The following is a 24,236-nucleotide window of genomic DNA, read 5'->3' on the forward strand; positions in this document are numbered from 1 at the left end:
CCACAAGCCGCCCCGGTCCGGCCGCCGTCTACGCTCGGAGCATGGCCGACGCACCGTACAAGCTGATCCTGCTCCGCCACGGCGAGAGTGACTGGAACGCGAAGAACCTGTTCACCGGCTGGGTGGACGTCAACCTCACCGAGAAGGGCGAGAAGGAGGCGGTCCGCGGCGGCGAGCTGCTGAAGGACGCCGGGCTGCTCCCCGATGTCCTGCACACCTCCCTCCTCAAGCGGGCCATCCGCACCGCCAACCTCGCCCTCGACGCCGCGGACCGCGGCTGGATTCCGGTCGCCCGCTCCTGGCGGCTGAACGAGCGGCACTACGGCGCGCTCCAGGGCAAGGACAAGGCCGCCACCCTCGCCGAGTTCGGCGAGGAGCAGTTCACCCAGTGGCGCCGCTCGTACGACACCCCGCCGCCGCCGCTGGCCGCCGGCGCCGAGTGGTCGCAGTCCGACGACCCGCGCTACGGCCACATCCCCTCCGACGTGCGCCCGGACACCGAGTGCCTCAAGGACGTCGTCGAGCGGATGCTGCCGTACTGGTACGACGGCATCGTCCCCGACCTCGCCGCCGGCCGCACCGTGCTGGTCACCGCGCACGGCAACAGCCTGCGCGCCCTGGTCAAGCACCTCGACGGCATCTCCGACGCCGACATCGTCGGCCTGAACATCCCCACCGGCATCCCGCTGCTCTACGAGCTGGACGCCGACTTCCGCCCGGTCACCCCGGGCGGCAGCTACCTCGACCCGGCCGCCGCGAGCGCCGCCATCGAGGCCGTGAAGAACCAGGGCAAGGCCAAGAAGTAGTACGCCCGTACGAATCTGGGGCCGGTCGCGGCGCCGGTCGCATACGCTCGATGACATGACCGAGACAGCGGCCGGCGTCAGCGGCCGGTTCACCCGGCCGCAGCGCTGGCTGCTCCCCGGCGACATGCTGACCGACGCCGCCGACGGCGCCGTCCCCCAACGCACCCCGCGCGACTGGGCCGTCGACCTCACCGTCTTCGGCTGGGCGCTCGGCATGTGGCTGCTGATGACCTACGGGATGCTGCCCCACCAAGAACACATCCCGCACTGGATACGCGCCATCGACCCGCCGCTCGGCCTGGCCGCCTGCTGCGCCCTGTGGGTACGCCGCCGCTACCCGCTCGGCGTCGCGCTCCTGGTGGCACCCATCAGCGCGGTCTCCGCCAGCGCCTTCGGCGCGGTGGGCGCCGTCATGCTCGGCACCGCGCTGCGGCTGCCCACCCGGCGCGCCCTGGCGGTCCTCGCCCTGTACATCGCGGTCGGCATCCCCTACTTCGTCCTGTGCTCCCTCCCGGAGGAGAACAACAGCTGGGGCGACGGCATCTTCACCGTCGCCTACCTGGCCACCTTCTTCGCCTGGGGCACCGCCACCCGTGCCCGCCGGCAGCTGGTCCTGCGGCTGCGCCAGGACGCCGGCCGGGAACGCGCCGAACACGCCCGCCGGCTCGCCGACGCCCGCCGCACCGAGCGCGAGGCCATCGCCCGCGAGATGCACGATGTGCTGGCGCACCGCATCTCGCTGCTGTCCGTGCACGCCGGCGCCCTCGCGTACCGCACCGGCCGCTCCGCCACCGAGGGCGCCAAGCCGCTCACCGAGACCGAGGTGAGCGAGAGCGCCCAGGTCATCCGCGACAACGCCCATCAGGCGCTGGAAGAGCTGCGCGACGTACTGACCGTGCTGCGCGGCGGCACCGAGGCCGGCGCGTCCGGCGCCTCCGGCACGCTCACCGCCCGGGGCGCCGGCGCGGCCGGCGGCGGCCGGCCGCAGCCGCGGATCGCCGAGATAGGCGAGCTGGTCGCCGAGGCCACCGCCGCCGGCCAGCGGGTGGTCCTCGACCAGAAGTACGCGCCCGGCGCCGCCGACGCGCTGCGCGACCAGGCGCAGCGCACCGTCTACCGGGTGGTGCAGGAGGGCCTGACCAACGCCCGCAAGCACGCGCCCGGCGCGCTGATCACCGTGACCCTGGTCGGCGCCCCGGGGCAAGGGCTCACGGTACGGATCCGCAACCCGCTCCCGATCAGCACGGGGGCGGGCACGGGCGCCGGCGCAGGCGGCGGCGCCGGCGGCAGTGGAGCCGACGGTGAGAAGATCCCGGGCGCCGGGGCGGGCCTGACCGGCCTGGAGGAACGGATCGCCCTGGACGGCGGCACCCTGCTGCACGGCACGGCCAACGGGGCCTTCGAACTCGTCGCCAAACTCCCCTGGCCGCCGCCCCAGTAGCCCGGCCCTCTCCGCTCCCGGGCGGGCCTGGCCGACCCCGATACCCGCCTCGCCCCCCGTGCGCCACCGCGGGTGGGTCCTCCGCCCCTGGTTGCCGCCGCCCCGTGTTCCTCGGTGGTGCGGGCCCGGTGGAGCCGTGGGCCCCGTCGCGGTGGCCCTGGAAGGCGGCCGACTGACCCGGCCCCTGACCCGGCCCCTGACCCGGCCCCTGGGCCGGCGCCCCCGGATGGGCCCCTCACAGCACGACCCCGGTGTGGGGCCCGAAGGAAACCTTCGGGCCCCACACCGGGGTCAACGGTGCCGGCTCAGCGGCTCACCAGCGCGGCACGCGGCAGCGCCGGAGCGCGGCTGTCAGCAGCCCCCGCCGCACTGGCAGGAGCCACCGTTCTGACAGCCGCAGGAGCAGCCGGAGCCGCACGAACAGGCGGCGGTGGTTATCGGAAGAGTCGCGGGACGGTTCGCCATGGATTGCCTCCTGGGCAGCAGAATTCCTCCACACACACCCGTGCCCCTCCATGGGAAACCCGCCGCCGCCCGGCCGTCAACGGGGCGCAGGGGGCGCAACCGCGAGCGCCCCCATGCTCCCCGCGCCCCACCTCACGCCGTCTCGGGCTCCGGCTCCGGCTCGAACTCGTCCGCGTGCTCACCCGTCACCAGGTACACCACGCGCCGCGCGATCGACACCGCGTGGTCGGCGAACCGCTCGTAGTAACGGCCCAGCAGCGTCACATCCACCGCCGTCTCCACCCCGTGCTGCCAGCGGTCATCCATCAGGTGCCGGAACAGCGTGCGGTGCAGCGTGTCCATCTCGTCGTCGTCCTGCTCCAGCTGCATCGCCAGCTCGACGTCCTTGGTCAGCAGCACCTCGGTCGCCTTCGCCATCAGCCGCTGCGCCAGCTGCCCCATCTCCAGGATGGTCGCCGTCAGGTCGCGCGGCACCGCCGAGTCCGGGAACCGCAGCCGGGCCACCTTCGCCACATGCTCGGCCAGGTCCCCGCAGCGCTCCAGGTCCGCGCTCATCCGCAGCGAGGTCACCACGATCCGCAGATCCGTGGCCACCGGCTGCTGCCGCGCCAGCAGCGCGATCGCGCCGTTCTCCAGCTCCCGCTGCATCTCATCGATGCGGTCGTCCGCGTCGATCACGCTCTCCGCGAGCTTCAGATCCGCGTCCAGCATCGCCGTGGTGGCCCGCCCGATCGCCGAGCCCGCCAGCCGCGCCATCTCGACCAGCGTGTCGCTGATCGCGTCCAGTTCCTCGTGATAAGCGTCACGCATGACTGATTAGTCCTCCCTCGGACGACTGCCCGAGCCTAGATGAACGGGTGTACGGGTGTACGTGTCCTGCCTTGCCACACTCCGCCCGCAAGGCGGCGGATCCGACCCCGCCGAGTGAACCCGAGCTGTCACGAAGGTGAACACTCGCGGGACTGCCGACGAGCATCTTCATCCATCCCTGTGGTTCACGGTCAAGCCCCGCATAACCTGAGGATATGGACGTGAACGCGGCGGTCGCCGCAGTGGCTGCGATCGCCGGGCTCAGCACCGGCGTCATCGCCATGCTGGCCTTCCGTATCAGTGAGCGCGAGCGTACGCGCCCACCGCGCGGCGCCCACCCGGCCCCCGACGCCCCCACCCTGCCCCCCGGCGTGGACACCGTACTGTCCGTGCTGCGCTCCTCCGCCGTCGTCCTCGACGAGTCCGACGCGGTCCTCAAGGCCAGCTCCGCCGCGTACGCCCTCGGCCTGGTGCGCGGCGGCCGGCTCTCCGTCGAGCCGATGCTCGCCATGGCCCGGCAGACCCGCAGGGACGGCGAGATAAGGCAGCTCGAACTGGACCTGCCGCAGCGCGCCGGCAAGGGACTGGGCCGCCCGGACGTGCTCGCCGTCTCCGCCCGCTCCGCCCCGCTGGGCTCGCGCCTGGTGCTGCTGCTGGTCGAGGACCTCACCGAGGCCCGCCGCATCGAGGCGGTGCGCCGCGACTTCGTCGCCAACGTCAGCCACGAGCTGAAGACCCCCGCCGGGGCGCTGTCCCTGCTCTCCGAGGCCGTACGCGACGCCGCCGACGACCCCGAGGCCGTCACCCGCTTCGCCGGCCGGATGCAGCACGAGGCGACCCGGCTCACCAACCTCGTCCAGGAGCTGATCGACCTCTCCCGGGTGCAGGACGACGACCCGCTCACCCACGCCGAGCTGGTGCCCGTCGACGAACTCGTCACCGAGGCCATGGACCGCTGCCGCCAGCAGGCGGGCACCAAGTGGATCACCATGGCGTCCGGTGGTACCTCGGGGCTCGCGGTGTGGGGCAACCGTGGCAAGCTGGCCGCCGCGCTCGGCAACCTCGTCGAGAACGCGGTCAACTACAGCCCGCCGCACACCCGGGTCGCCATCGCCGGTGCCCGCAACCGGACCCGGCAGGGGGATCTGATCGAGATCTCCGTCACCGACCAGGGCATCGGCATCCCGGAGACCGACAAGGAGCGCATCTTCGAACGCTTCTACCGGGTGGACCCCGCCCGCTCCCGCGCCACCGGGGGTACGGGCCTGGGGCTCTCGATCGTCAAACACGTGGCCGCCTCGCACGGCGGGGAGGTCCTGGTGTGGAGCGCTGAAGGACAGGGCTCCACGTTCACTCTGCGGCTGCCGGAACCCGGCAGCGCACAAGAGCGCCAGCAGGCCCGTACGGCCGCCCGCGAGGGCACCGGCGGACTGTCCGGCACTCTGCACAAACCGGCCGAATTCCCCGCTCCGGCGGGCGAGAGCGAGCCGGCGGCCACCCGCACCAACGATCCTGCCCGGGAGGCACTCCCGTGACCCGAGTGCTCGTAGTAGAGGACGAGGAGTCGTTCAGCGACGCCTTGTCGTACATGCTTCGCAAGGAAGGCTTCGAGGTCGCCACGGCGGCCACGGGCCCCGATGGGCTGGACGAGTTCGAGCGCAACGGCGCCGATCTGGTCCTGCTCGACCTCATGCTGCCGGGGCTGCCCGGTACGGAGGTATGCCGCCAGTTGCGCGGCCGGTCCAATGTCCCGGTGATCATGGTCACCGCCAAGGACAGTGAGATCGACAAGGTCGTCGGCCTGGAAATAGGGGCCGACGACTACGTCACCAAGCCGTTCTCCTCCCGCGAGCTGGTGGCGCGCATCCGCGCGGTGCTGCGCCGGCGCGGGGAATCGGAGGAGGAGAGCCCGGCCGCCCTGGAGGCGGGCCCGGTCCGGATGGACGTGGACCGCCACGTGGTGACGGTGGACGGCCGCAAGGTGGATCTGCCGCTGAAGGAGTTCGACCTGCTGGCGATGCTGCTGCGCAACGCCGGCCGGGTGCTCACCCGGATGCAGCTGATCGACCGCGTCTGGGGCGCCGACTACGTCGGGGACACCAAGACGCTGGACGTCCACGTCAAGCGGCTGCGCGCGAAGATCGAGCCGGACCCGGGAGCCCCGCGCTACCTGGTGACGGTCCGCGGGCTCGGCTACAAGTTCGAGCCCTGAGCCCGCCTGGTCCGGCGGAGCGTACGTACGGCGGCGGGGCACCCTTCCGGGAAGGGTGCCCCGCCGCCGTGTGCGTGGCTGTGCTTACGGGGTGGTGACCCCGGTGCTGCCCTCGTCGCCCGCTTCGGTGCCGTCGCCGTTCGCCCCGTCCGTGGCGCCCTCGACCGTCCCTTCGGTGCCGGCGTCGGCGTCCGCGTCGGCGTCACCCTCCGCATCCGCATCCGCATCGGCGTCCGCGTCCGCGCCGGCCGGCTCCTCGTCGGCCGGGACGGCCTGCGGGGTCGGGCCCCAGTCCGCGTAGTGCGCCCAGTTGTCCGTGGCCGGCACCACGGTAGCGGCCAGCTCGATCGCTCCCGTGTCGCTCAGCAGGAAGACCAGCTGCTGCGCGTTGCCCAGCGCGATCGACGCGGCGGCCGGGTCGGCGATGAACGCGGCCGGGTTGCCCTCGCCGCCCAGCGCCACCGAGCCACGGGCCGGCACCACGACCTGGGTCTCGCCCTCGGCGGGGGTCAGTTCGACCACCACCCCCGAGCCGGGCAGCGTGATGGATTCCAGCACCTGCGGCTCGGTGCCCTCGTTGAACAGCCGCGCGCTGACCCCGGCCGGGCCGTCCGGTCCGTCGGGCAGGATCACGTTGACGTTCTGGACCTTGATGTTGTCGACCTGCGCCGACGCGTTGTCGGGCTTGATCTCCTGGGTCTCGGCCTTGAAGCCGGCCCCACAGGCGCTGAGCGCCACGACGGTGGAAAACGCGAAGACGGCGGCGACGGCGCCGCGTCGAAGGCTGCTGCTCACGGCGGCGGCATCTCCTCGGACGAGCTTCGGCGGACCAGCCAGGTCGTCCGGTCCGGTTGATCAAAATCAGCGGGGTAAGCCTACCGACCGCCCGCGCGCCGCCCTCACCCGCCCCGCCCACCGTCCGCGACCGCCCGCCGGAGTGAATCCGGTCATGATCCCGGTATGAATGTGAAGGGGGATCACGGGAGTGTTACGGGAGAATGTGCTGATCAATTCTTCGACGTACGAGACTGTGCCCGAACGCTTTCTTCCAACTGTGACAAAACGGACAGCTTTCTGGTCCTTCGCGAAGTTCTTTCCGTATCGGGGCGCATTGTTCAAGGGGCGCGAAACCCCGCTCCCACCTGCGGATACCCGCCCCAGCGCACCTCTCGCAGCATGCCGAAGGCGCGCTTGTCAACCCCCGAGATATGGCCTGACCTGCGAAAACGTCATTCAGAAGGGTGCGCAGCCGTGTTACCCTGGAAAGCCACGGAAGGGGTACCTGTCACATGACGTTCAAGGTTGGCGACACCGTGGTCTATCCCCATCACGGGGCCGCGTTGATCGAGGCTATCGAAACTCGCCAGATTAAAGGCGTAGACAAGCTCTACTTGGTTCTGAAGGTCGCCCAGGGTGACCTCGAAGTGCGCGTACCGGCCGACAATGCCGAGCTCGTCGGTGTGCGCGATGTCGTGGGACAGGAAGGTCTGGACCGGGTCTTCGAGGTGCTGCGCGCACCGTACGCCGAAGAGCCCACCAACTGGTCCCGTCGCTACAAGGCGAATCTGGAGAAGCTGGCCTCCGGAGATGTCATCAAGGTCGCCGAGGTCGTACGTGACCTGTGGCGCCGTGAGCGTGAGCGCGGACTGTCCGCCGGCGAGAAGCGCATGCTGGCCAAGGCCCGGCAGATCCTCGTCAGCGAGCTCGCGCTCGCCGAGAGCACCAACGAGGACAAGGCCGAAAGCCTGCTCGACGAGGTCCTCGCGTCCTGACCATCACCCCAGCCCGTACCCCTTGATCCGGTTCACGGTTCAAGGGTCCGCTTGCCCCAGCGCCCGAAGGCAGTCCCCCTGCCGAGCGGGCGCTGCGGCATGTGTGGCACGTACGGATCGGATCGTTCCCCAAGCGGTGTGCCGGGCCGGCGACTGACTCGACCGGATGTGTCACGGAAGGGTCCGATCGGGTCATGCCCGGCACGCTGTGGCCATACCCACTCCCACCCTGGAAACAAACCTCTCACGGTGCCAATGTCAGACATCGCCCCCGTCCCCGGCGTCCCCCACACGGCCGTCATCATCCCCGCCGCCGGGCGCGGCGTACGGCTGGGCCCCGGGATTCCCAAGGCCCTGCGGCTGCTGAACGGGGTGCCGATCCTCGTGCACGCCGTCCGCGCCATGGCCGCCGCCCGCTCCGTCGCCACCGTGATCGTGGTGGCGCCGCCCGATGGCGCCGAGGGCGTACGCGCCCTGCTCGACGAGCATCCGCCCCCGCGCCCCGTCCACATCAAGGTGGTGCCCGGCGGCGACACCCGCCAGGAGTCGGTACGGCTCGGCCTGGCCGCGCTGCCGCCCGGCGCCGATGTGGTGCTGGTGCACGACGCCGCCCGCCCGCTGGTCCCGGTGGACACCGTGGAGGCGGTCGCCGCCGCCGTACGGGCCGGGGCGCCCGCCGTGGTGCCGGCCCTGCCGGTCACCGACACCATCAAGCAGATCGCCGCCCCCGGGCGCGAGGGCGCCCCCGAGCCGGTCACCGGCACCCCGGACCGCTCGCTGCTGCGCGCCGTCCAGACCCCGCAGGGCTTCGCGCCCGACGCGCTGCTTGACGCCCACCGGCGCCTCGCCGGGTCCGGTGGCGCGGAAGGCGCCAGCGACGACGCGGGGATGGTCGAGCGGCTCGGCCTCCCGGTGGTGCTGGTGCCCGGCCACGAGGAGGCGTTCAAGGTCACCCGCCCGCTCGATCTCGTCCTCGCCGAGGCCGTGCTCGCCCGCAGAAGGATCACCGATGGCTACTGAGACCCCCACCCCCGTACCCGTACCCGTACCGGTCCCGCGGATCGGCGTCGGCACGGACGTGCACCCCTTCGAGGAGGGCCGCGAGCTGTGGTGCGCCGGGCTGCACTGGCCGGACGCCGGGGCCGGCCTGGCCGGCGACTCGGACGGCGACGTGGCCGCGCACGCCGCCTGCGACGCGCTGTTCTCCGCCGCCGGCGTCGGCGACCTCGGCGCGCACTTCGGCACCGGGCGTCCCGAGTGGGCCGGGGCCTCCGGGGCGCGGCTGCTGGGCGAGGCGGCCCGGATCGTCCGCGCCGAGGGCTTCACCATCGGCAATGTGGCGGTCCAGGTGATCGGGGTACGGCCCAAGATCGGCACCCGGCGCGCGGCGGCCCAGCGCGCGCTGTCCGACGCCATCGGCGCGCCGGTGTCGGTGTCCGGGACCACCACGGACGGGCTCGGCCTCACCGGGCGCGGCGAGGGCCTGGCGGCGATCGCCACGGCCCTGCTCTTCGCCCGCTGATCCGCTCCGCCGGGCCCGGCCGGGACTACGGTGGCAGGGCGCACTGTTTCGCCCCAGCTACCAACTCCCGCAACAGGCAAAGGAGCCAGCGTGTCCGCGGAACTCTCCGACAAGCTCAAGGAAATCCTCGACGGCCCGGTCTTCGTCACCATCGCCACCATCCAGCCCGACGGCAGCCCCCAGTTGTCGCCGGTGTGGGTCAGCCGCGACGGTGACGACGTGCTGATCTCCACCACCGTCGGCCGGCAGAAGGAGAAGAACCTCAGCCGCGACCCCCGGGTCACCGTCCAGGTGCAGCCGTTCGACAACCCGTACACGTACGCGGAGATCCGTGGCACCGCCACCCTCAGCACCGAGGGCGGCCAGGAGCTGATCAACGAGCTGTCCCTGAAGTACACCGGCAAGCCCTACGCCGAGTTCAACCCCGCCTCGGCCGACGACGCCGAGCGGGTCGTGGTCCGCGTCACCGCGCGCAAGGTCGTCGGCCGGGTCTGAGCCCGCGATGACCTGACCCGGTAACGATCCCCCTCGCCCCGCGCCAACCGGCGCGGGGCGTGCCGGGTGCCCACTACTCTGGACGCGTGACTCTTCGCCTGTACGACACCGACGCCCGGCAGATCCGTGATTTCACCCCGCTCGTCCCCGGGTGCGTCTCGATCTACCTGTGTGGCGCCACCGTGCAGGCCGCACCGCACATCGGGCACATCCGCTCGGGCCTCAACTTCGACATCATGCGCCGCTGGTTCGCCTACCGCGGCTATGACGTCACGTTCATCCGCAATGTGACGGACATCGACGACAAGATCATCGCCAAGAGCGCCGAGTCGGGCGTGCCGTGGTGGGCGATCGGCTACGCCAACGAGCGGGCGTTCAACGACGCGTACGACGCGCTGGGCTGCCTGCCGCCCACCTACGAGCCGCGCGCCACCGGCCACATCCCGGAGATGACCGAGATGATGCGGGTGCTGATCGGCAAGGGTCACGCCTACGCGGCGGACGGCAACGTCTACTTCGACGTGCGCAGCTTCCCGGGCTATCTCGGGCTCTCCAACCAGGACCTCGACCAGCTGCTCCAGCCCTCCGGCGAGGGCGAGACCGGCAAGCGCGACCCGCGCGACTTCGCGATGTGGAAGGCCGCCAAGCCCGGCGAGCCCAGCTGGGAGAGCCCGTGGGGCCCCGGCCGCCCCGGCTGGCACCTGGAGTGCTCGGCGATGGCGCACAAGTACCTCGGCGCCGCCTTCGACATCCACGGCGGCGGCATCGATCTGGTCTTCCCGCACCACGAGAACGAGATCGCCCAGTCCCAGGCGTACGGCGACGCGTTCGCCGCGTACTGGGCGCACAACGCCTGGGTGACGATGAGCGGCGAGAAGATGAGCAAGTCGCTCGGCAACTCGGTGCTCGCCTCGGAGATGATCAAGCGCTGGCGGCCCATCGTGCTGCGCTACTACCTGGGCACCCCGCACTACCGCTCGACCATCGAGTACAGCGAGGGCGCGCTGGCGGAGGCGGACGCCGCGTTCTCCCGGATCGAGGGCTTCCTGCACCGGGCGGGCGAGCAGCTCGGCGAGATCGCCCCGGCCGCCGCCGTACCGCAGGAGTTCGCCGCCGCGCTGGACGAGGACCTGGGCGTACCGCAGGCCATGGCCGCCGTGCACACCACGGTGCGGCAGGGCAACGCGGCGCTGGCCGAGGGGGACAAGGAGTCGGTGGCTTCGCTGGCCGGGCAGGTCCGTGCGATGCTGGGTGTGCTGGGCATGGATCCGCTGGATTCCGGGTGGCACGGCGGCGGCGACCGGGGCGAGGAGCTGACCGGCATCGTCGACTCGCTGGTGCGGCTGGTCCTCGCGCAGCGCACGGCGGCCCGCGAACGCAAGGACTACGGCACCGCCGACGCGATCCGCGACGAGCTGACCGCCGCAGGTCTGGTCATCGAGGACACCCCCAACGGACCCCGGTGGGAGCTGGGCTGAGCGCGCCCGGCCGACACCGTCCATCACGCAGTATTTGAGGAACGTAACCCATGGCAGGCAATCCCAACCGCCGCACGTCCAACAAGAAGGGCGCCCAGGTCGGCAGCGGCGGCCAGCGCCGCCGCGCGCTGAAGGGCAAGGGCCCCACCCCGCCCGCCGAGATGCGCAAGGGGCACGCCAAGCAGCGGGCCGCCGCGCTCAAGGCCCGCAAGCAGTCGAACAAGCCGGCCCAGGCCCGGCGCCGGCCCTCCTCCGAGATGGTGGTGGGCCGTAACCCGGTGCTGGAGGCGCTGGTCGGCGGGGTGCCCGCCACCACGCTGTACGTGCAGCAGTTCATCGACAGCGACGACCGGGTCACCGAGGCGGTCAAGGTCGCCATGGAGCGCGGCGGCATCCATCTGCTGGAGGCGCCGCGCGCCGAGCTGGACCGGATGACGAACGGGCTCAACCACCAGGGCATGGTGCTCCAGGTGCCGGCGTACGAGTACGCGCACCCGGACGATCTGCCGGCCGGCGCGTACGACAAGCACGAGCGTCCGCTGATCGTGGCGCTGGACGGGGTGACCGACCCCCGTAACCTGGGCGCGGTGGTGCGTTCGGTGACGGCGTTCGGCGGGCACGGTGTGGTGGTGCCGGAGCGGCGCGCGGCCGGGATGAGCGCCGGGGCGTGGAAGACGTCGGCGGGTACGGCGGCGCGTACGCCGGTGGCCCGCGCCACCAATCTGACCCGGGCGCTCCAGGCGTACCAGAAGGCCGGCATCCAGGTCGTCGGCCTCGCGGCGGACGGCGAGGCGGAGCTGGCCGATCTCGATGTGCTGGACGGCCCGGTGGTGATCGTCATCGGCAGCGAGGGCAAGGGCATGTCGCGGCTGGTGAGCGAGGTGTGCGACGTACGGGTGCGGATTCCGATGCCGGGCACCGCGGAGTCGCTGAACGCCGGTGTGGCGGCGGGGATCGTGCTGTACGAGGCGGCCCGCGCGCGGAGCTGAGGCTCTGCCGGTGCCGCCCATCGCCGGTGGTCCGAGGGGTACTTGGCGGTCGCTTGACGGGTCGCGGACACTTCGTCGCGTCAAGGCAGTGTCTTAAACCTCTGTCACTCGGTTAGATGAGTGTGGACACCAGAACACACCGCCCACCCGCTGGGGGGACGCCGCGCGGTTTCTTCGAGGACGAGCAGCCGTTGCTCTCCACGGTGAAGGTGCCGTGCGATCCCGCTCAAGTCATCGTGAACCACGCGAGTTTCCGGGTGGAGCTCGCCGCCTCGCCCCCGCTGTCGGGGCGCCGCCCCGTTGTCCTGGCCGGAGCGGGCGGCGCCGGGGGGGCGGGCATGAGTTCGCTGCTGGCGAGCGCTGTCCGTACCCCCGCCCCGCGCCGGCAGCTCGCACCGGAGCCGGACGGGGTGGCCACCCAGGTGCTGCCCCGGCTCGATCCGGCGGTGCTGGGCGCGGTGCCGGTGCCGCGGCGCGGCGCCGAGGAGACCCAGCTGCTGTCGCCGATCATCGACGCCGAACCCCGGGCGTTCGGTGCCGGCGGCCCGGCGGCGGACGACAAGCCGGTCACGGTCGGGCGGGCGGCGGACGGCCGGCAGGCGTACAAGCCCGACCGCCGGCTCGACCTCGGCGTGGTGCTGCTGCCGCTGCGCTTCCTGCTCGGCTTCATCACCATCTCGGCCGGGATGACCAAGATCACCGACCCGGTGTACTTCGACGGCGGCGAACGCGGCTCGATGGTCACCTGGCTCGGCTCGCTGGAGCCGTGGGCGGTGGCCGCGCCGCTGCACGGCTGGGCGCTCAACCACCCGGTGGCCGCCGGCCTCACCGTCGCCTTCATCCAGATCATGGTCGGGGTCCTGACCATCTTCGGCCTGTGGCAGCGGTGCGCCGCCGCCTTCGGCGCGGCGCTGTCGCTGGCGCTGCTGGTGACCGTGGCCTGGCGCAGCGGCCCCGTGTACGACACCCCCGACATCATCCTGCTCGCCGCCTGGAGCCCGCTGATCATCGCGGGCGCCCCCGTGTACTCGCTGGACGCGCGGCTGGCGGGCGAGGCGTGGCGCACGCTGGGGCCGCGCGCCCCGCTGAGCGAGCTGCGCCGCCGGGTGCTGCGGCGCGGGGCGGTGCTGGCCACCGTGCTGGTCGGCCTGGCGCTGCTGATCGGCTCGATGCTGGGCGGTGCGGTGCGGTCCTCGCAGATCGCGCGGCTGCCCGAGCCGGGCCAGCCGCCGCGCAACCATCTGCCGGGCCAGGTGCTGGACATCGAGGAGGAGGCCGAGGAGGCGGACGAGGAGACCGCCGCCGGGGAGCCGGAGGAGAGCGCGGGCAGCAGCGGGGACGACGAGGCGGCGCCCGGGCAGCCGGGCGAGGACGAGGCCGCGGCGGGCGAGTCCGCCGAGCAGCAGGGGCTGACGGTGGAGGACCAGCCGCCGCGCAGCGAGCAGACGGTCCCCGCCCCGCAGTCCCCGGCGGCCCCGCCGGCCGCCCCGCCCGCCCAGAACAGCACCCCCGAGCAGATGCCGTCCCCGGGTGGCGACGGCGGTGAACCCTCGGCGGAGAGCGACAGCCCTCCCGCCGATGAGGGGGGTGATGGCAATCGCAGCAGCCTGGATCCGATCGGAGGGCTGCTCGGTTAGGTGGCGTACTCGGCAGCGGCGGCTGACCTCGCCCGGCCCCACCCCCACCCCCTCCCCGGCCCCTGCCGCGCGTTCCCCCCACGCGCGGCGGGGGCCGGGGCCGTATGGGGCGGGGGGTGGTGTGCCGGTCGGTGGTGTGCCGGTCCGGCGACTTGCCGGACCGGCAACGTTCCTTGGGACGGGTCGCCGGACGGCGGAGCATGGCCGGTGACAGACGGCGCCGACCACAGGGAGCAGCAGCCATGTCCGAGCAGCCCATTCATCGCACCGTCGAGGTGCCCGGTGGCCGGATTCACTGTGTGGAGCAGGGCAGTGGACCGCTGGTGTTGCTGGTGCACGGCTTTCCCGAGTCCTGGTACTCCTGGCGCCACCAGCTGCCCGCGCTGGCCGCGGCCGGGTATCGGGCGGTCGCCATCGATGTACGGGGCTACGGCCGGTCCGGCAAGCCGGCGGCGGTGGACGCGTACCGCATGCTGGCCCATGTCGCCGACAACACCGGGGTGGTGGCGGCGCTGGGCGAGCGCACCGCCGTCATCGTCGGCCACGACTGGGGCTCGGCGATCGCCGCCCACTCGGCGCTGCTGCGGCCCGACGTGTTCACGGCGGTGGGCCTGCTGAGCGTGCCCTACAGCCCGCGCGGCGGGACCCGGCCGAGCGACGCGTTCGCGGCGATGGGCGGCGAGGAGGAGTTCTACGTCAGCTACTTCCAGCGTCCTGGGCGCGCCGAGGCGGAGATCGAGCCCGATGTGCGGGGCTGGCTGGCGGGTTGCTACGCCGGGATGACCGGGGCGGAGAACGACGGCGCCCTGTTCTTCGTACCGCCCGGCGCGCGGATGGCGGACCGGTTCCCGGCCGGGCCGCGCCCGGCGTGGCTGAGCGAGGCCGATCTCGACTTCTACGCCGGCGAGTTCGAGCGCACCGGGGTCACCGGTGGGCTCAACCGGTACCGGAACATGGACCGTGACTGGGAGGATCTGGCGGCCTGGCACGGCGCACCACTCCGGCAGCCGTCGCTGTTCATCGCCGGCGCCCAGGACATCTCCACCCGGTGGCTGGCCGACGCCATCGACGCCTTCCCCACCACGCTGCCCGGGCTGGTCTCCTCCCATCTGCTGCCGGCCACCGGCCACTGGGTCCAGCAGGAACGCCCGGCGGAAGTCAACGGTTTGCTGGTGAACTGGCTGCACGGACTACGGCCGGCGGGCTAGCCGCCCGCCCCGCCCCCGCCCCCGGCGCCGCGCGCCGTTCGGCCGGCTGGGCGTGGCGGGACCGTCCGGGGAGGTGCGTGCGCGCGGGCTGCGCACGGTGCGGTCGGCCGACCGCACCCGGCGCGTTCTGTCCGTGGGAGGGGCTGCCGCTGGTCGCGCGTCGTTCGGCCGGTTGGCCGGTTGGCCGGCCGGCCCCGGTCGCTTACGCGCTGGGGCGCGGCGGGTTCAGTCGGCCGTGTAGGCCGCCAGTTGTTCCTGGGAGCCGGGGAGTCCGCAGGAGGCCACCATGAGGCCGAAGTTGGCGAAGTGGGCATCGCCGATCAGCCAGCACCCAGGGGTGCCGGCCAGCAGACGGACCAGTTGGCGCTGTCGGGCGGTCAGTTCGCCGAAGGGTGTGCCCGGGGGTATCGGCCCGTCCGGGAAGGCCACGGTCAGGGCGGCGTTCAGGACGGCGAGCGCCGGTGGCCCGGACAGCTTCGGCAGTTGCTCCAGCAGGCCGGCGAACGTGGCGGCGTCCGCCTCGGGGTCGGCGAGCGCGCGCAGCGACTGGGCGGCGCAGCCGCGCAGATCGCCGTCGAGGAAGGGGATGTCGCGGATCGGGCCGCCGTCCCTGGCCAGCCAGGACCGCAGCTCGCCGATGGCCCGGCCCCCGGCGGCCGGTCCGCGCAGCCGGGCCAGCGCCGTGGCGGCGCCCCAGCGCACCACGTCCCGGGGGTCCGCGAGCGCGGACTCCAACACCGGCGCCGCGTCGCGGGCGCCGAGCAGGCCCAGGGCCACCAGGGCGATGGCGGCCGTGGCGGCGTCCTGGTCGGTGCGCGCCACGTGCAGCAGCACCGGAACGGACTCCGCCGCGTCCTCGGGAAACCAGGCGAGCAGATACCCGGCGGCCCGCCGCAGATCCGGCTCACCGGCGCCGTCCGCGCCCCGCACACCAGCACCACCCCCGGCACCGGCACCGGCACCCGCGCGGGCCGAGGTGTTGTCCTCCGGGTCGGCCTTGTCCGCCGTAACGGCGCCGGCGTCCTCACGCGCGTCGGTGTCGCTCTGCGCACCGGCCCCAGCACTCGTACGGGTTTCGCTGCTGTCCTTCGGGTCGGGGTTGTCTGCCGTAACGGCGCCGGCGTCCTCACGCGCGTCGGTGTCGCTCCTTGCGCCGGTACCGGCACTTGTGCGGGCCTTGGTGTTGTCCTCCGGGTCGGACCCGGCACCGGCCTTCGCGTGGTCTCCGGCAACAGCTCTTGCATCCCCGTCCGGACCCGCACCCGCACCCGCGCGGTCGGCTTGGGCTTCTGCCAGCAGGGTGCGGATGGCCGGCAGGCCGGCTCGGACCGCTTCGTAGACCATCAACTCTGTGTGGGCGCCCAGGCGGTTGAGGTCGGCCGCCTCCAGCGACTCCTCGTAGAGGTACCGGACGGGCTCGTCCTCGTCGCCGGCGTCGGCGCCGTCCGGTACGAAGTCCCGGGCAGCCGCCGCCAACTCCGCTCCGCCCCGGGCCGCCTCGCGCAGCTCGGCGACGGGGAAGCCATCAGGGACGTACGGGTCGTCGTAGCCGATGGCCAGCGCCGCCAGCAGCCACAGCACGTCGGCACGCTCCGGCGTACCGGGGTCGGCGGCCAGCTCCAGCAGGAAGGGCACAGCGGTCGCGCTGGCCTCGTACCGCGTGCCCTGGTGGAAGATGTTGCCGTACAGCGCGTCGAGGGCCGCCGCCCGGTCTGCCGGGTCGGTGGCGGTCAGCGCCCTCAGCTGCCCCGGCACATCCCCGGCGTACCCGTACGCGTGCGTGAGCCGGCTCCAGCCGGCCGTGTCCAGTCGCTCCAGCATGGCGGCAAGCCTGCCAGCCGGGTCTGACAATCCGGTCCGGCAGTCCGGTCCGGCAATCAGCGTTCGCGCGCGTCCAGTTCGCGGGCGGCCTCGCGCAGGTCCTTCACGGTGTCGATGGCCCGCCAGAACGTGCCCTGCGGCAGGTCGAAGCCGGCCAGCCGGCGGGCGCGGGCCAGCCGGGGGAAGGTCATCCGCTCGTGGTCGCCCCGGTCGGGCAGCAGCGCGGTGAACTCGGGGGCGAAGACGTAGATGCCCGCGTTGACCAGGTACGGGGAGGGCGGGGCCTCGATGAAGTCCAGTACGTGCCCGAACTCGTCGGTCTCCACCACCCCCCACGGGATGCGTGGCCGGGCCAGCGCCAGTGTCGCCGTGGCGTCCCGCTCGGCGTGGAAGGCGGCCATGTCGCGCAGCGAGAAGCTGGTCCAGATGTCGCCGTTCGTCGCGTACCACGCCTCGCCGGGGCGGGGGAGCGCGGCTGCCGCGTACTTCAGTCCGCCGCCGCGGCCCAGCGGCTCGGTCTCCACGACGGTGGAGACCCGCAGCGGCAGTTCGGCCTTCTCCAGCCATTCCTGGAGGACTTCGGCGAGATGTCCGCAGGAGATCACGGCGTCGGTGACGCCCTCGGCGGCGAGCCAGCGCAGCTGGTGCCCGATGATCGGGGTCCCCGTGCCGGGGATCTCCACCATCGCCTTGGGCCGGTCATCGGTATAGGGCCGCAGCCGGGAACCCTGGCCGCCGGCCAGGACCACCGCCTGCGTGGGCTGCGGGGCAACAGTCATGTCCCGCAGCCTACGGGATGCCTCTCTCGGCGTTCGGGGTGTCCTCAGCCGAACTCCATGACGCCGGTGGCGAAGGAGGTGTCGCACACCGGGCGGGCGTGCTCCTGGGCGCGCAGCGCGCTGCCGTACTTCTCGACGGCGGCCCGGCCCAGTGCCCGTGCGATGTCCATGCAGTGCCCGGCGAGGGACGGCTGCCGGTCGACGGCCTCCTGGAGCGCGGTGAGCGCGACGCCCGGGTCCTCCTTGCGGAGGGTGGCGATGAGGTGTTCCTGGAGGATCGCCTCGGGGGCGGACGCGTCCGTGTCCCGGGTGGTGGCGCCGGTCTTGGCGTCGGCCTCGGCGGAGGCGGGCAGCAGCAGTGCCTCGGACGGGGTGGACGCCCAGGGCACCTGGCTGATGGCCAGGGTTCCGGAGAGCACCAGGACAACGGGAAGGACGATGGCGAGACTTCTGCCGATGCGGCGTACAGCCAGATTCACTGGTGGTGTCTTCCTCGCGAGACGACGGATGGATTGGACGGGCTCAGCGATCGTAGCGAGGAGTAGCGGTTTGATGGCAGCTGGTCACTCTCAAGAGTGACCGTGTTTTGCTGTTTTCGAATTCCCCATTGACGCGCGAAGGGCCGCGCATTCCGTACGGGGTACGGAATGCGCGGCCCCATGGCCACGAAAGGGGGGAGTATTACGTGAGGCGCGCCCCGGAGCTGACCGCGAAGACGTGGGTCTCACCCGCGCGGGGGACCACGTGCAGCTTGGCGCCCTTCTCCGGAATCTCCCGGCCGCCGACCCGGATCACCAGGTCCTTGGTCTCGCCGCCGACCTCGGCGGTGCCGTACACGTAACCGTCGGCGCCCAGCTCCTCGACGACGTTGACGGTGACGGCCAGGCCGGCCGCCTTGCCGGCGTCCGCCTTCTCCAGGGTGCCGCCCTCGCCGTTGACGATGTCGAAGTGCTCGGGGCGGCAGCCGACGACCACGCGGGTGTCGCCCTGCTTCTGCGCCTCGGTGAGCGCGGCGCGCTCCACCGGGACGACGCTGTTGCCGAACTTGACGCCGCCGTCGGTGATCGGCACCTCGATCAGGTTCATGGCGGGGGAGCCGATGAAGCCCGCGACGAAGAGGTTGGCCGGCTTGTCGTACATGTTGCGCGGCGAGTCGACCTGCTGGAGCAGCCCGTCCTTGAGGACCGCGACCCGGTCGCCCATGGTGAGGGCCTCGACCTGGTCGTGGGTGACGTACACCGTGGTGACGCCCAGCCGGCGCTGGAGGCTGGCGATCTGGGTACGGGTCTGGACGCGGAGCTTGGCGTCGAGGTTCGACAGCGGCTCGTCCATGAGGAAGACCTGCGGCTCACGCACGATGGCGCGGCCCATCGCGACGCGCTGGCGCTGACCACCGGAGAGCGCCTTGGGCTTGCGCTCCAGGTACTCGGTGAGGTCGAGGATCTTGGCGGCTTCCTCGACCTTGGTGCGGATGTCGGTCTTGTTGACGCCGGCGATCTTGAGCGCGAAGCCCATGTTCTGCGCGACGGTCATGTGCGGGTACAGCGCGTAGTTCTGGAACACCATGGCGATGTCCCGGTCCTTCGGCGGCAGGTGGGTGACGTCGCGGTCGCCGATGCGGATCGCGCCGCCGTTGACGTCCTCCAGGCCGGCCAGCATCCGCAGGGAGGTGGACTTGCCACAGCCGGACGGGCCGACGAGGACGAGGAACTCGCCGTCCGCGATCTCGATGTCCAGCGCGTCGACGGCGGGCTTCTCCCCGCCCGGATAAATCCGGGTCGCCTTGTCGTACGTAACCGAAGCCATGTTCTGTTCTCTCCTTCTACCGGCAGGAACGTGCCGGACGATCCGAGTAGGAAGGCGCCACGTCCACCGTCCCTGGTGAACGCATGGCGAACCTAACGCGAAGGGGCCGCCTTTGTCACGGCTCCGGTGCGAAAAACTGCGTGGTGGCGTCCGGACAATGTGCTGATCAGAGGAGTGGCGGTCGGCATCAGAAGAAGATGGCGGCCAGCAGAAAGCCCGGACAGACGATGAGCAGGACGGTGCCCCCGGCGAAGGCCAGCGGCGGGCACAGCAGCAGCACCGGCACGGCCCAGTACGGGAAGGTGTAGCGGTACAGGCCGTTCCGCGAGCCGGGGGCCAGCCACAGCGTCCGCTCGGCGAGCGGACGTACCTGGCTGTCGGCGGCGTCGCGCCGGTACGTCCACTGCCTGCCCCTGGCGTCGGTGTATCCGTAGACATGACCCCACTGGCTGCCCTTGTGGCCGCTCGGCGGCTCGGTGCGCAGATAGCGGGCCCGCACCCGGCCGCCGCCGCGCCGGACGACGCAGTACAGCGGGTGGAATGTGAGCCAGGCGCCCGCGCCGCTGATGCCGGTGATGGTGCCGGCCATGATGATCGCGAAGAAGCCCATCATGGCCAGGTCGGCCGCGCCGAGCAGGATCAGCAGCAGGGCGTAGACCCCGTAGGAGGCGAAACCGATGCCCCAGGCGAGGTTTTCCTTGCTGTGGCGGTCGCGCAGCCGTACCCGCTCCCCGGGACCGAGCGGCGGTGCGGCGTGCGGCGCTGCGCGCGGTACGGGGGCCGGGGGCGGCTCGGGGGCCGGCTTCGGGGCCGGCTCGGGGGCCGGCTCCCGCTGGGGGCGGGGGGTGATCGGGCGGTTTTCCTCCATCAGCCGTACGGCGTCGGCCGCGCAGACCGCTATCCGCCGCTTGGCGCCGCCCGGCGGCTTCCACTTGATCTTGCGGGTGGCGCGCCCGTGCCGGGGGTCGAAGTAGCACAGCGGCAGCCGGTGCGGCAGCGGATCGCCTGCGGTCCGGGCGTCGAGGGAGGCGAGCGCGTGCAGGGCGTCGTCCACGGCGCGCGCGGCGCGCTGCGGATCGCTGTCGGCGGTCCTGCTCGCGGTGTCGTACGCGTCCAGCGCCGCGATGAAGTCGTTCTTCATCGCCTGCGTGGCGCCGGGCTGTCCGGGGGAGAACGGGTGCCGGCCGAGGAGTTCGCCGAGCGTGATGATGTCCTCGGCGAGCCTGGCTCTCTCCTCGGCCGCCTCCTCTTCCGCGCGTCTGCCACTGCCGTCGGTCATGCGGCCATTCTTCCCGGGATTACTCCAAATTGTTTGCCCCGGTGACGAGTTCGTTGCCGAATCCGACCCGCAGATAGCTGTCGGGGTCACGCGGGATGGCCGGGCCCAGGGCGACGGTGACCGGCCCCTCGGTCAGCACCGGCCCGTCCAGCGCGGGCACGTCGCGGGCGAGCGCCGCCCAGTCCAGCCACAGCCCGGCCACCGGGGTGCCGCTGGGCGGCAGCGGCAGGTCCCCGTTCTCGGCGGCGGCGATGGCGCGCCGCTCCTGCGCCTCCGCCGCCGGGCCGCCGCGCCGGCGCAGGGCGAAGACGCGGTCCAGGAGCGGGAGCGCGCCGAGCATGTCCCAGCCGTGCTCGGCGAGGACGTCGTCGATGTCCGCCATCACCGCGCCGACCCATTCGTCCTTGCCGAGCATGAGTTCGCGGACGGTGGCGTCGTACGCCGGGTCGGTGGCGCGGACGTACGGCAGCAGGTCGACGCCGCCCACGACGGTGCCGTGCCGGACGATCCACAGCCGCAGGCAGGCGCCGTACCACAGGAGGAGGTACGGGTCGAGGTGGTCGGTCTCCTCGAACGCCTGCCGGGCGGCGGTCAGGGTCCCGGCGGCGTAGATGTCGCCCTTGCGGGCGCCGCCGGGACCGACCGAGAACTCCAGGAGGTAGCAGCTGGGCTGAGTCATGGTCACACTCCGTACGTTTCGATCCCTCGCCTCGTCTCGAACATATGTTCGCACAAGGTGGGGTGAAACGACGGGACCGCACCGCACCGCGCTACTGGAAACGGTCCGCGTGGTGCGCCACCCACTCCTCGTACCGGTACGCCTCCCGGCCGCCCAGCAGCGCCGCCTCCGCCGGCGCCACCTCCGCCACCCGGCCCACGGCGGCGGCCAGCGAATCCAGCATGAACGAGGCCGCCTCGGCGGGCATGCCCCCGCTCAGCCGGCCCAGCGCCTCCTCCCGCCCCAGCTCCTCGAACCGCACCGGCCGCCCCGTCACCCGGGCGATGACCGCCGCCCGCTCGCGCGGCGTCAGCGACTGCGGCCCGGTCAGCCGGTACGCGGTGCCCGGACGCCCGCCGCGCAGCGCGTGCACGGCCACCGCCGCGATGTCCCGCTCGTCGACCGGCGCGAACGCCGAATCCCCGTACGGCGCCCGCACCACGCCCTCGGCGGCCACCTCCGGGCCCCAGGCCAGATCGTTCGCCATGAACGCGAAGGGCCGCACGAACGACCACGGCAGCCCGGAGCCGATCACCGCCGCCTCGCACTCCTCGTGCACCTTCCCGATCCAGCCCCGGGCGGGCGGCACGGCGGCCCCCGAGGAGAGCATCACCACATGCCGGACGGACCCGGCCCGTACCGCCGCGGCGAGGACGGGCGCGAGCCGCCCGAACACCGGGAACAGAAACACCCGCTCCACGCCGCGCAGCGCGGCGGGCAGGCTGTCCGGGTCGGTGAAGTCGCCGCGTACGGCCTCCACCCCGTCCGGCAGCGCGGGATGCGCGGGGTCCCGGGTGAGGACGCGGACCCGCTCGCCCGCCGCGAGCAGCCGGCGGGCGACATTGCGGCCGACGTTTCCGGTGGCTCCGGTGACAAGGATCATGATGCTGTGCTCCTGACGCGGGGCTGAGCCCCGATGGTGAGAAAGACGGTGACGGCGGCGAGCGCGAGCAGCCCCGCCCCGAGGAGGGCGGCGCTCGCGTAGCCGTGGACGGCGGCCCGGGCCGCCAGCTCGGCGGTGCCGGGGTGGGCGGCGCGGTGGTAACCGGCCGAGGCGGACGCGGCGTACGACCCGAGCAGCGCCACCCCGACCGAGGACCCCACCTGCATGGAGGTCATGACGGTCGCGCCGGCGACCCCGGCGTCCGGCCCCATGTCCAAGGTGGCGGTGCTGTTGGCGGGCACCAGCACCCAGGCGTTGCCCAGGCCCAGCAGTACGACGGCGGGCAGCACGTGGGTGACGTACCCGCTGCCGGTGGTCAGCTGCCCGAGCAGCGTCAGGCCGCCGGCGGTGGCGAGCAGCCCGGTGGTCAGCAGGCCCCGCACCGGGGCCTGCTCGACCAGCCGGCGGGCCAGCCGGACGCCGAGCACGATCGCCGCCGTGTACGGGAGGAAGGCGGCGCCGGCGCGCAGCGGCCCGTACTCCAGGACGTTCTGGAGGTAGAAGGTCAGCAGGAAGAACGCGGCGAAGTTGCCGATCGCCATGAACAGCACGGCGAGGTACGCGCCGCCGCGCCGCCGGTGCCAGGGGATGCGCGGCGGCAGCAGGGGGTGGGTGGCGCGCAGTTGATGGAGGACGAAGGCGACGAGGAGGGCGGCCCCCGTGGCGCCGGCCGGGAGGGAGGAGTGGGTGAGCGCGAGGACGAGCGCCATGAGTCCGCCGCTCACCAGCACGGCGCCGGTGACATCCAGTGGGCGGCGCGGCGGCGCGCTGCCGTCCCGCACCGTGTACGCGATACCGGCCGCCGAGGCCGCCGCGATGGGCACGGCGACCAGCAGGCTCCAGCGCCAGCCGGCCCAGTCGGTGAGCGCGCCGCCGAGGATCAGCCCGACGCCGGAACTGCTGCCCATCACCGTGCCGTAGATCCCGAACGCCTTGGCCCGTTCGCCGGGCGCGGTGAAGGTGGTGCCGAGGAGGGCGAGGACGGCGGGGGTGAAGAGCGCGCCGAAGACGCCCTGGGCGGCGCGGGAGGCGAGGATCATCGGCGCGTTGACGGCGAGACCGCCCAGCAGGGAGGCGGCGGCGAACCCGCCGAGGCCGATCAGCAGGGCGCGTCTGCGCCCGAGGAGATCGCCGAGCCGGCCGCCGAGGAGCAGCAGGCCGCCGTAGGCGAGGGCGAAGACGGTGATGACCCACTGGCGTTCGGTGTCGGTGAGGTCGAGGGAGCGCTGCACGGTGGGCAGCGAGATGTTCATGATCGTCGCGTCGGCCGCGATCATCAGCTGGCCGGCGGCGACGGCGATCAGGGCCCACCAGCGGCGGGTGGTGGTGGGGGCGGTGCTGGTGGGGTGGGTGGGTGGCGCACGCATGGTGGCTTCGGCTCCTCGCGGAAAGGGCAACGGTGAATAATGGGCCACGGCAACGTTGGCTGAACCAACGATTGCGGGCGGGTTCACCGTAGCACTCATCATTGGCCAGGCCAACGAATGAGGGATGGGCGGTAAAGTCCCCCCATGGACACCAGCACCGGCCCCGGCACCACCGGCATGAAGCCCCCCGCCCGGTTGCGCGCCACGCCCAGCTGGCTCATCACCCAGACCGCCACCCGCGTCCACCACCTCGTACGGGACGCCCGGGCCGCCACCGGCGGCCGACGCTACGAATTCCCGCTGCTCGCCGCCCTGGAAGAACGCGGCGCCGTCAGCCAGGCACAGCTCGCCCGCTGCTCCGGGATCGACACCAGCTACGTGGTCGAGACCATCAACGACCTCGCCGCCGCCGGCCTCGTGGACCGCACCCCCGACCCCGCCGACCGCCGCCGCAACGTCATCACCCTCACCGAGGCCGGCCGCCGCCGCCTCGAAACCGTCGCCGAGGACATCGCCGCGATGCAGGACACCCTCCTGGCCCCCCTCACCCCCACCGAACGCGCCCAGCTCACCCACCTGATGGCCAAAGTCCTCGACCACCAGCTCGCGACCGAACGGACCGCCACCAAGTGACCGTCCGCCGCCGCTTTTTCCCGCTGCCGTAGCGGCGGAAAACCCCTGGCGCGCC

23 protein-coding genes are annotated in these 24,236 nt (G+C 72.6%); 13 read left to right on the plus strand and 10 right to left on the minus strand.

All coding sequences use genetic code 11. The features are described from left to right. Window positions 1-41: 41 nt before the first annotated feature. Together AC5WRL_RS07960 and AC5WRL_RS07965 are read left to right on the plus strand one after the other, a co-directional pair. On the plus strand, window positions 42-806 hold the full coding sequence (locus AC5WRL_RS07960; protein ID WP_496087639.1) for a phosphoglyceromutase: 765 nt from the start codon (window positions 42-44) through the stop codon (window positions 804-806). Window positions 807-861: 55 nt separating this feature from the next. After that, on the plus strand, window positions 862-2,247 hold the full coding sequence (locus AC5WRL_RS07965; RefSeq protein ID WP_496087640.1) for a sensor histidine kinase: 1,386 nt from the start codon (window positions 862-864) through the stop codon (window positions 2,245-2,247). A gap of 597 nt (window positions 2,248-2,844) precedes the next feature. On the opposite strand, the gene phoU is transcribed toward AC5WRL_RS07965, so the two are convergent. Next, window positions 2,845-3,522 carry a phosphate signaling complex protein PhoU gene (gene phoU / locus AC5WRL_RS07970; protein ID WP_496087641.1) on the minus strand — a complete coding sequence of 226 codons (678 nt, stop codon included), beginning with the start codon at window positions 3,520-3,522 and terminating at the stop codon, window positions 2,845-2,847. Window positions 3,523-3,737: 215 nt separating this feature from the next. On the opposite strand from phoU, the gene phoR reads away from it, so the two are divergent. Together phoR and phoP are read left to right on the plus strand one after the other, a co-directional pair. Continuing rightward, window positions 3,738-5,057: a two-component system sensor histidine kinase PhoR gene (phoR, locus tag AC5WRL_RS07975; RefSeq protein WP_496087642.1), complete on the plus strand. Its 1,320-nt coding sequence runs from the start codon at window positions 3,738-3,740 to the stop codon at window positions 5,055-5,057. A gap of 5 nt (window positions 5,058-5,062) precedes the next feature. Then, window positions 5,063-5,734 carry a two-component system response regulator PhoP gene (gene phoP / locus AC5WRL_RS07980; RefSeq protein ID WP_019431776.1) on the plus strand — a complete coding sequence of 224 codons (672 nt, stop codon included), beginning with the start codon at window positions 5,063-5,065 and terminating at the stop codon, window positions 5,732-5,734. Window positions 5,735-5,818: 84 nt separating this feature from the next. Here phoP and AC5WRL_RS07985 read toward each other — a convergent pair whose 3' ends face one another. Next, window positions 5,819-6,529 carry a DUF461 domain-containing protein gene (locus tag AC5WRL_RS07985; protein WP_496087643.1) on the minus strand — a complete coding sequence of 237 codons (711 nt, stop codon included), beginning with the start codon at window positions 6,527-6,529 and terminating at the stop codon, window positions 5,819-5,821. A gap of 494 nt (window positions 6,530-7,023) precedes the next feature. Here AC5WRL_RS07985 and AC5WRL_RS07990 point away from each other — a divergent pair, with 494 nt between their 5' ends. The 8 genes from AC5WRL_RS07990 (at window position 7,024) to AC5WRL_RS08025 (ending at window position 14,835) form a co-directional block, all read left to right on the plus strand. Next, the gene (locus tag AC5WRL_RS07990; protein WP_030729628.1) at window positions 7,024-7,506 is read left to right on the plus strand and encodes a CarD family transcriptional regulator; all 483 of its coding nucleotides are present in this window, start codon (window positions 7,024-7,026) and stop codon (window positions 7,504-7,506) included. Window positions 7,507-7,761: 255 nt separating this feature from the next. Further along, complete coding sequence (gene ispD, locus AC5WRL_RS07995; RefSeq protein ID WP_496087995.1) at window positions 7,762-8,526, plus strand: 2-C-methyl-D-erythritol 4-phosphate cytidylyltransferase; 765 nt, start codon at window positions 7,762-7,764, stop codon at window positions 8,524-8,526. Beyond that, the gene (ispF, locus tag AC5WRL_RS08000) at window positions 8,516-9,028 is read left to right on the plus strand and encodes a 2-C-methyl-D-erythritol 2,4-cyclodiphosphate synthase (RefSeq protein ID WP_496087644.1); all 513 of its coding nucleotides are present in this window, start codon (window positions 8,516-8,518) and stop codon (window positions 9,026-9,028) included. Before ispD ends, ispF begins: the two co-directional genes overlap by 11 nt. A gap of 90 nt (window positions 9,029-9,118) precedes the next feature. Further along, a complete protein-coding gene (locus tag AC5WRL_RS08005; RefSeq protein ID WP_496087645.1) occupies window positions 9,119-9,523 on the plus strand; it encodes a PPOX class F420-dependent oxidoreductase in 405 nt (134 codons plus the stop codon). Between the two features lie 86 nt (window positions 9,524-9,609). Next, entirely contained in the window at window positions 9,610-11,001 is a 1,392-nt protein-coding gene (gene cysS, locus AC5WRL_RS08010) for a cysteine--tRNA ligase (protein WP_496087646.1), read from the plus strand. Window positions 11,002-11,051: 50 nt separating this feature from the next. Beyond that, the gene (rlmB, locus tag AC5WRL_RS08015; protein ID WP_496087647.1) at window positions 11,052-11,990 is read left to right on the plus strand and encodes a 23S rRNA (guanosine(2251)-2'-O)-methyltransferase RlmB; all 939 of its coding nucleotides are present in this window, start codon (window positions 11,052-11,054) and stop codon (window positions 11,988-11,990) included. Window positions 11,991-12,106: 116 nt separating this feature from the next. Further along, window positions 12,107-13,627: a DoxX family protein gene (locus tag AC5WRL_RS08020; RefSeq protein WP_496087648.1), complete on the plus strand. Its 1,521-nt coding sequence runs from the start codon at window positions 12,107-12,109 to the stop codon at window positions 13,625-13,627. Between the two features lie 242 nt (window positions 13,628-13,869). After that, complete coding sequence (locus tag AC5WRL_RS08025; protein ID WP_496087649.1) at window positions 13,870-14,835, plus strand: alpha/beta fold hydrolase; 966 nt, start codon at window positions 13,870-13,872, stop codon at window positions 14,833-14,835. A gap of 225 nt (window positions 14,836-15,060) precedes the next feature. Here the strand turns inward: AC5WRL_RS08025 and AC5WRL_RS08030 are convergent, their stop codons facing one another. The 8 genes from AC5WRL_RS08030 to AC5WRL_RS08065 all read right to left on the minus strand — a co-directional run bounded on the left by AC5WRL_RS08030 (window position 15,061) and on the right by AC5WRL_RS08065 (window position 23,548). After that, a complete protein-coding gene (locus AC5WRL_RS08030) occupies window positions 15,061-16,656 on the minus strand; it encodes a HEAT repeat domain-containing protein (RefSeq protein WP_496087650.1) in 1,596 nt (531 codons plus the stop codon). A gap of 56 nt (window positions 16,657-16,712) precedes the next feature. Then, a complete protein-coding gene (locus AC5WRL_RS08035; protein ID WP_496087651.1) occupies window positions 16,713-17,435 on the minus strand; it encodes a nucleotidyltransferase family protein in 723 nt (240 codons plus the stop codon). 44 nt (window positions 17,436-17,479) lie between these two features. Beyond that, window positions 17,480-17,914, minus strand: a complete 435-nt coding sequence (locus tag AC5WRL_RS08040; RefSeq protein WP_496087652.1) for a hypothetical protein — start codon at window positions 17,912-17,914, stop codon at window positions 17,480-17,482. Between the two features lie 202 nt (window positions 17,915-18,116). Next, window positions 18,117-19,241: an ABC transporter ATP-binding protein gene (locus tag AC5WRL_RS08045; protein WP_496087653.1), complete on the minus strand. Its 1,125-nt coding sequence runs from the start codon at window positions 19,239-19,241 to the stop codon at window positions 18,117-18,119. Between the two features lie 187 nt (window positions 19,242-19,428). Beyond that, window positions 19,429-20,520, minus strand: coding sequence for a hypothetical protein (locus tag AC5WRL_RS08050; RefSeq protein ID WP_496087654.1), 1,092 nt, complete (start codon window positions 20,518-20,520; stop codon window positions 19,429-19,431). A 19-nt stretch (window positions 20,521-20,539) separates the two neighbouring features. Then, window positions 20,540-21,199 (minus strand): hypothetical protein, encoded by a 660-nt coding sequence (locus AC5WRL_RS08055; RefSeq protein ID WP_496087655.1) that lies wholly within the window; start codon window positions 21,197-21,199, stop codon window positions 20,540-20,542. A gap of 91 nt (window positions 21,200-21,290) precedes the next feature. Continuing rightward, window positions 21,291-22,121, minus strand: coding sequence for an NmrA family NAD(P)-binding protein (locus AC5WRL_RS08060; RefSeq protein WP_496087656.1), 831 nt, complete (start codon window positions 22,119-22,121; stop codon window positions 21,291-21,293). Further along, window positions 22,118-23,548 carry an MFS transporter gene (locus AC5WRL_RS08065; protein WP_496087657.1) on the minus strand — a complete coding sequence of 477 codons (1,431 nt, stop codon included), beginning with the start codon at window positions 23,546-23,548 and terminating at the stop codon, window positions 22,118-22,120. The genes AC5WRL_RS08060 and AC5WRL_RS08065 overlap by 4 nt, the downstream gene beginning before the upstream one ends. 144 nt (window positions 23,549-23,692) lie before the next feature. Between AC5WRL_RS08065 and AC5WRL_RS08070 the strand changes: the two genes are divergently transcribed. Beyond that, window positions 23,693-24,181 carry a MarR family winged helix-turn-helix transcriptional regulator gene (locus AC5WRL_RS08070; RefSeq protein ID WP_496087658.1) on the plus strand — a complete coding sequence of 163 codons (489 nt, stop codon included), beginning with the start codon at window positions 23,693-23,695 and terminating at the stop codon, window positions 24,179-24,181. Window positions 24,182-24,236: the final 55 nt, after the last annotated feature.

The sequence above is a fragment of the Streptomyces sp. NTD107 genome, from assembly GCF_059510435.1.

Coding starts and splice junctions, on each gene's coding strand:
- AC5WRL_RS07960 (WP_496087639.1), top strand. CDS start 42: ATGGCCGACGCACCGTACAAGCTGATCCTGCTCCGCCACGGCGAGAGT.
- AC5WRL_RS07965 (WP_496087640.1), top strand. CDS start 862: ATGACCGAGACAGCGGCCGGCGTCAGCGGCCGGTTCACCCGGCCGCAG.
- phoU (WP_496087641.1), bottom strand. CDS start 3,522: ATGCGTGACGCTTATCACGAGGAACTGGACGCGATCAGCGACACGCTG.
- phoR (WP_496087642.1), top strand. CDS start 3,738: ATGGACGTGAACGCGGCGGTCGCCGCAGTGGCTGCGATCGCCGGGCTC.
- AC5WRL_RS07990 (WP_030729628.1), top strand. CDS start 7,024: ATGACGTTCAAGGTTGGCGACACCGTGGTCTATCCCCATCACGGGGCC.
- ispD (WP_496087995.1), top strand. CDS start 7,762: ATGTCAGACATCGCCCCCGTCCCCGGCGTCCCCCACACGGCCGTCATC.
- ispF (WP_496087644.1), top strand. CDS start 8,516: ATGGCTACTGAGACCCCCACCCCCGTACCCGTACCCGTACCGGTCCCG.
- rlmB (WP_496087647.1), top strand. CDS start 11,052: ATGGCAGGCAATCCCAACCGCCGCACGTCCAACAAGAAGGGCGCCCAG.
- AC5WRL_RS08020 (WP_496087648.1), top strand. CDS start 12,107: ATGAGTGTGGACACCAGAACACACCGCCCACCCGCTGGGGGGACGCCG.
- AC5WRL_RS08025 (WP_496087649.1), top strand. CDS start 13,870: ATGTCCGAGCAGCCCATTCATCGCACCGTCGAGGTGCCCGGTGGCCGG.
- AC5WRL_RS08030 (WP_496087650.1), bottom strand. CDS start 16,656: ATGCTGGAGCGACTGGACACGGCCGGCTGGAGCCGGCTCACGCACGCG.
- AC5WRL_RS08035 (WP_496087651.1), bottom strand. CDS start 17,435: ATGACTGTTGCCCCGCAGCCCACGCAGGCGGTGGTCCTGGCCGGCGGC.
- AC5WRL_RS08045 (WP_496087653.1), bottom strand. CDS start 19,241: ATGGCTTCGGTTACGTACGACAAGGCGACCCGGATTTATCCGGGCGGG.
- AC5WRL_RS08050 (WP_496087654.1), bottom strand. CDS start 20,520: ATGACCGACGGCAGTGGCAGACGCGCGGAAGAGGAGGCGGCCGAGGAG.
- AC5WRL_RS08055 (WP_496087655.1), bottom strand. CDS start 21,199: ATGACTCAGCCCAGCTGCTACCTCCTGGAGTTCTCGGTCGGTCCCGGC.
- AC5WRL_RS08060 (WP_496087656.1), bottom strand. CDS start 22,121: ATGATCCTTGTCACCGGAGCCACCGGAAACGTCGGCCGCAATGTCGCC.
- AC5WRL_RS08065 (WP_496087657.1), bottom strand. CDS start 23,548: ATGCGTGCGCCACCCACCCACCCCACCAGCACCGCCCCCACCACCACC.
- AC5WRL_RS08070 (WP_496087658.1), top strand. CDS start 23,693: ATGGACACCAGCACCGGCCCCGGCACCACCGGCATGAAGCCCCCCGCC.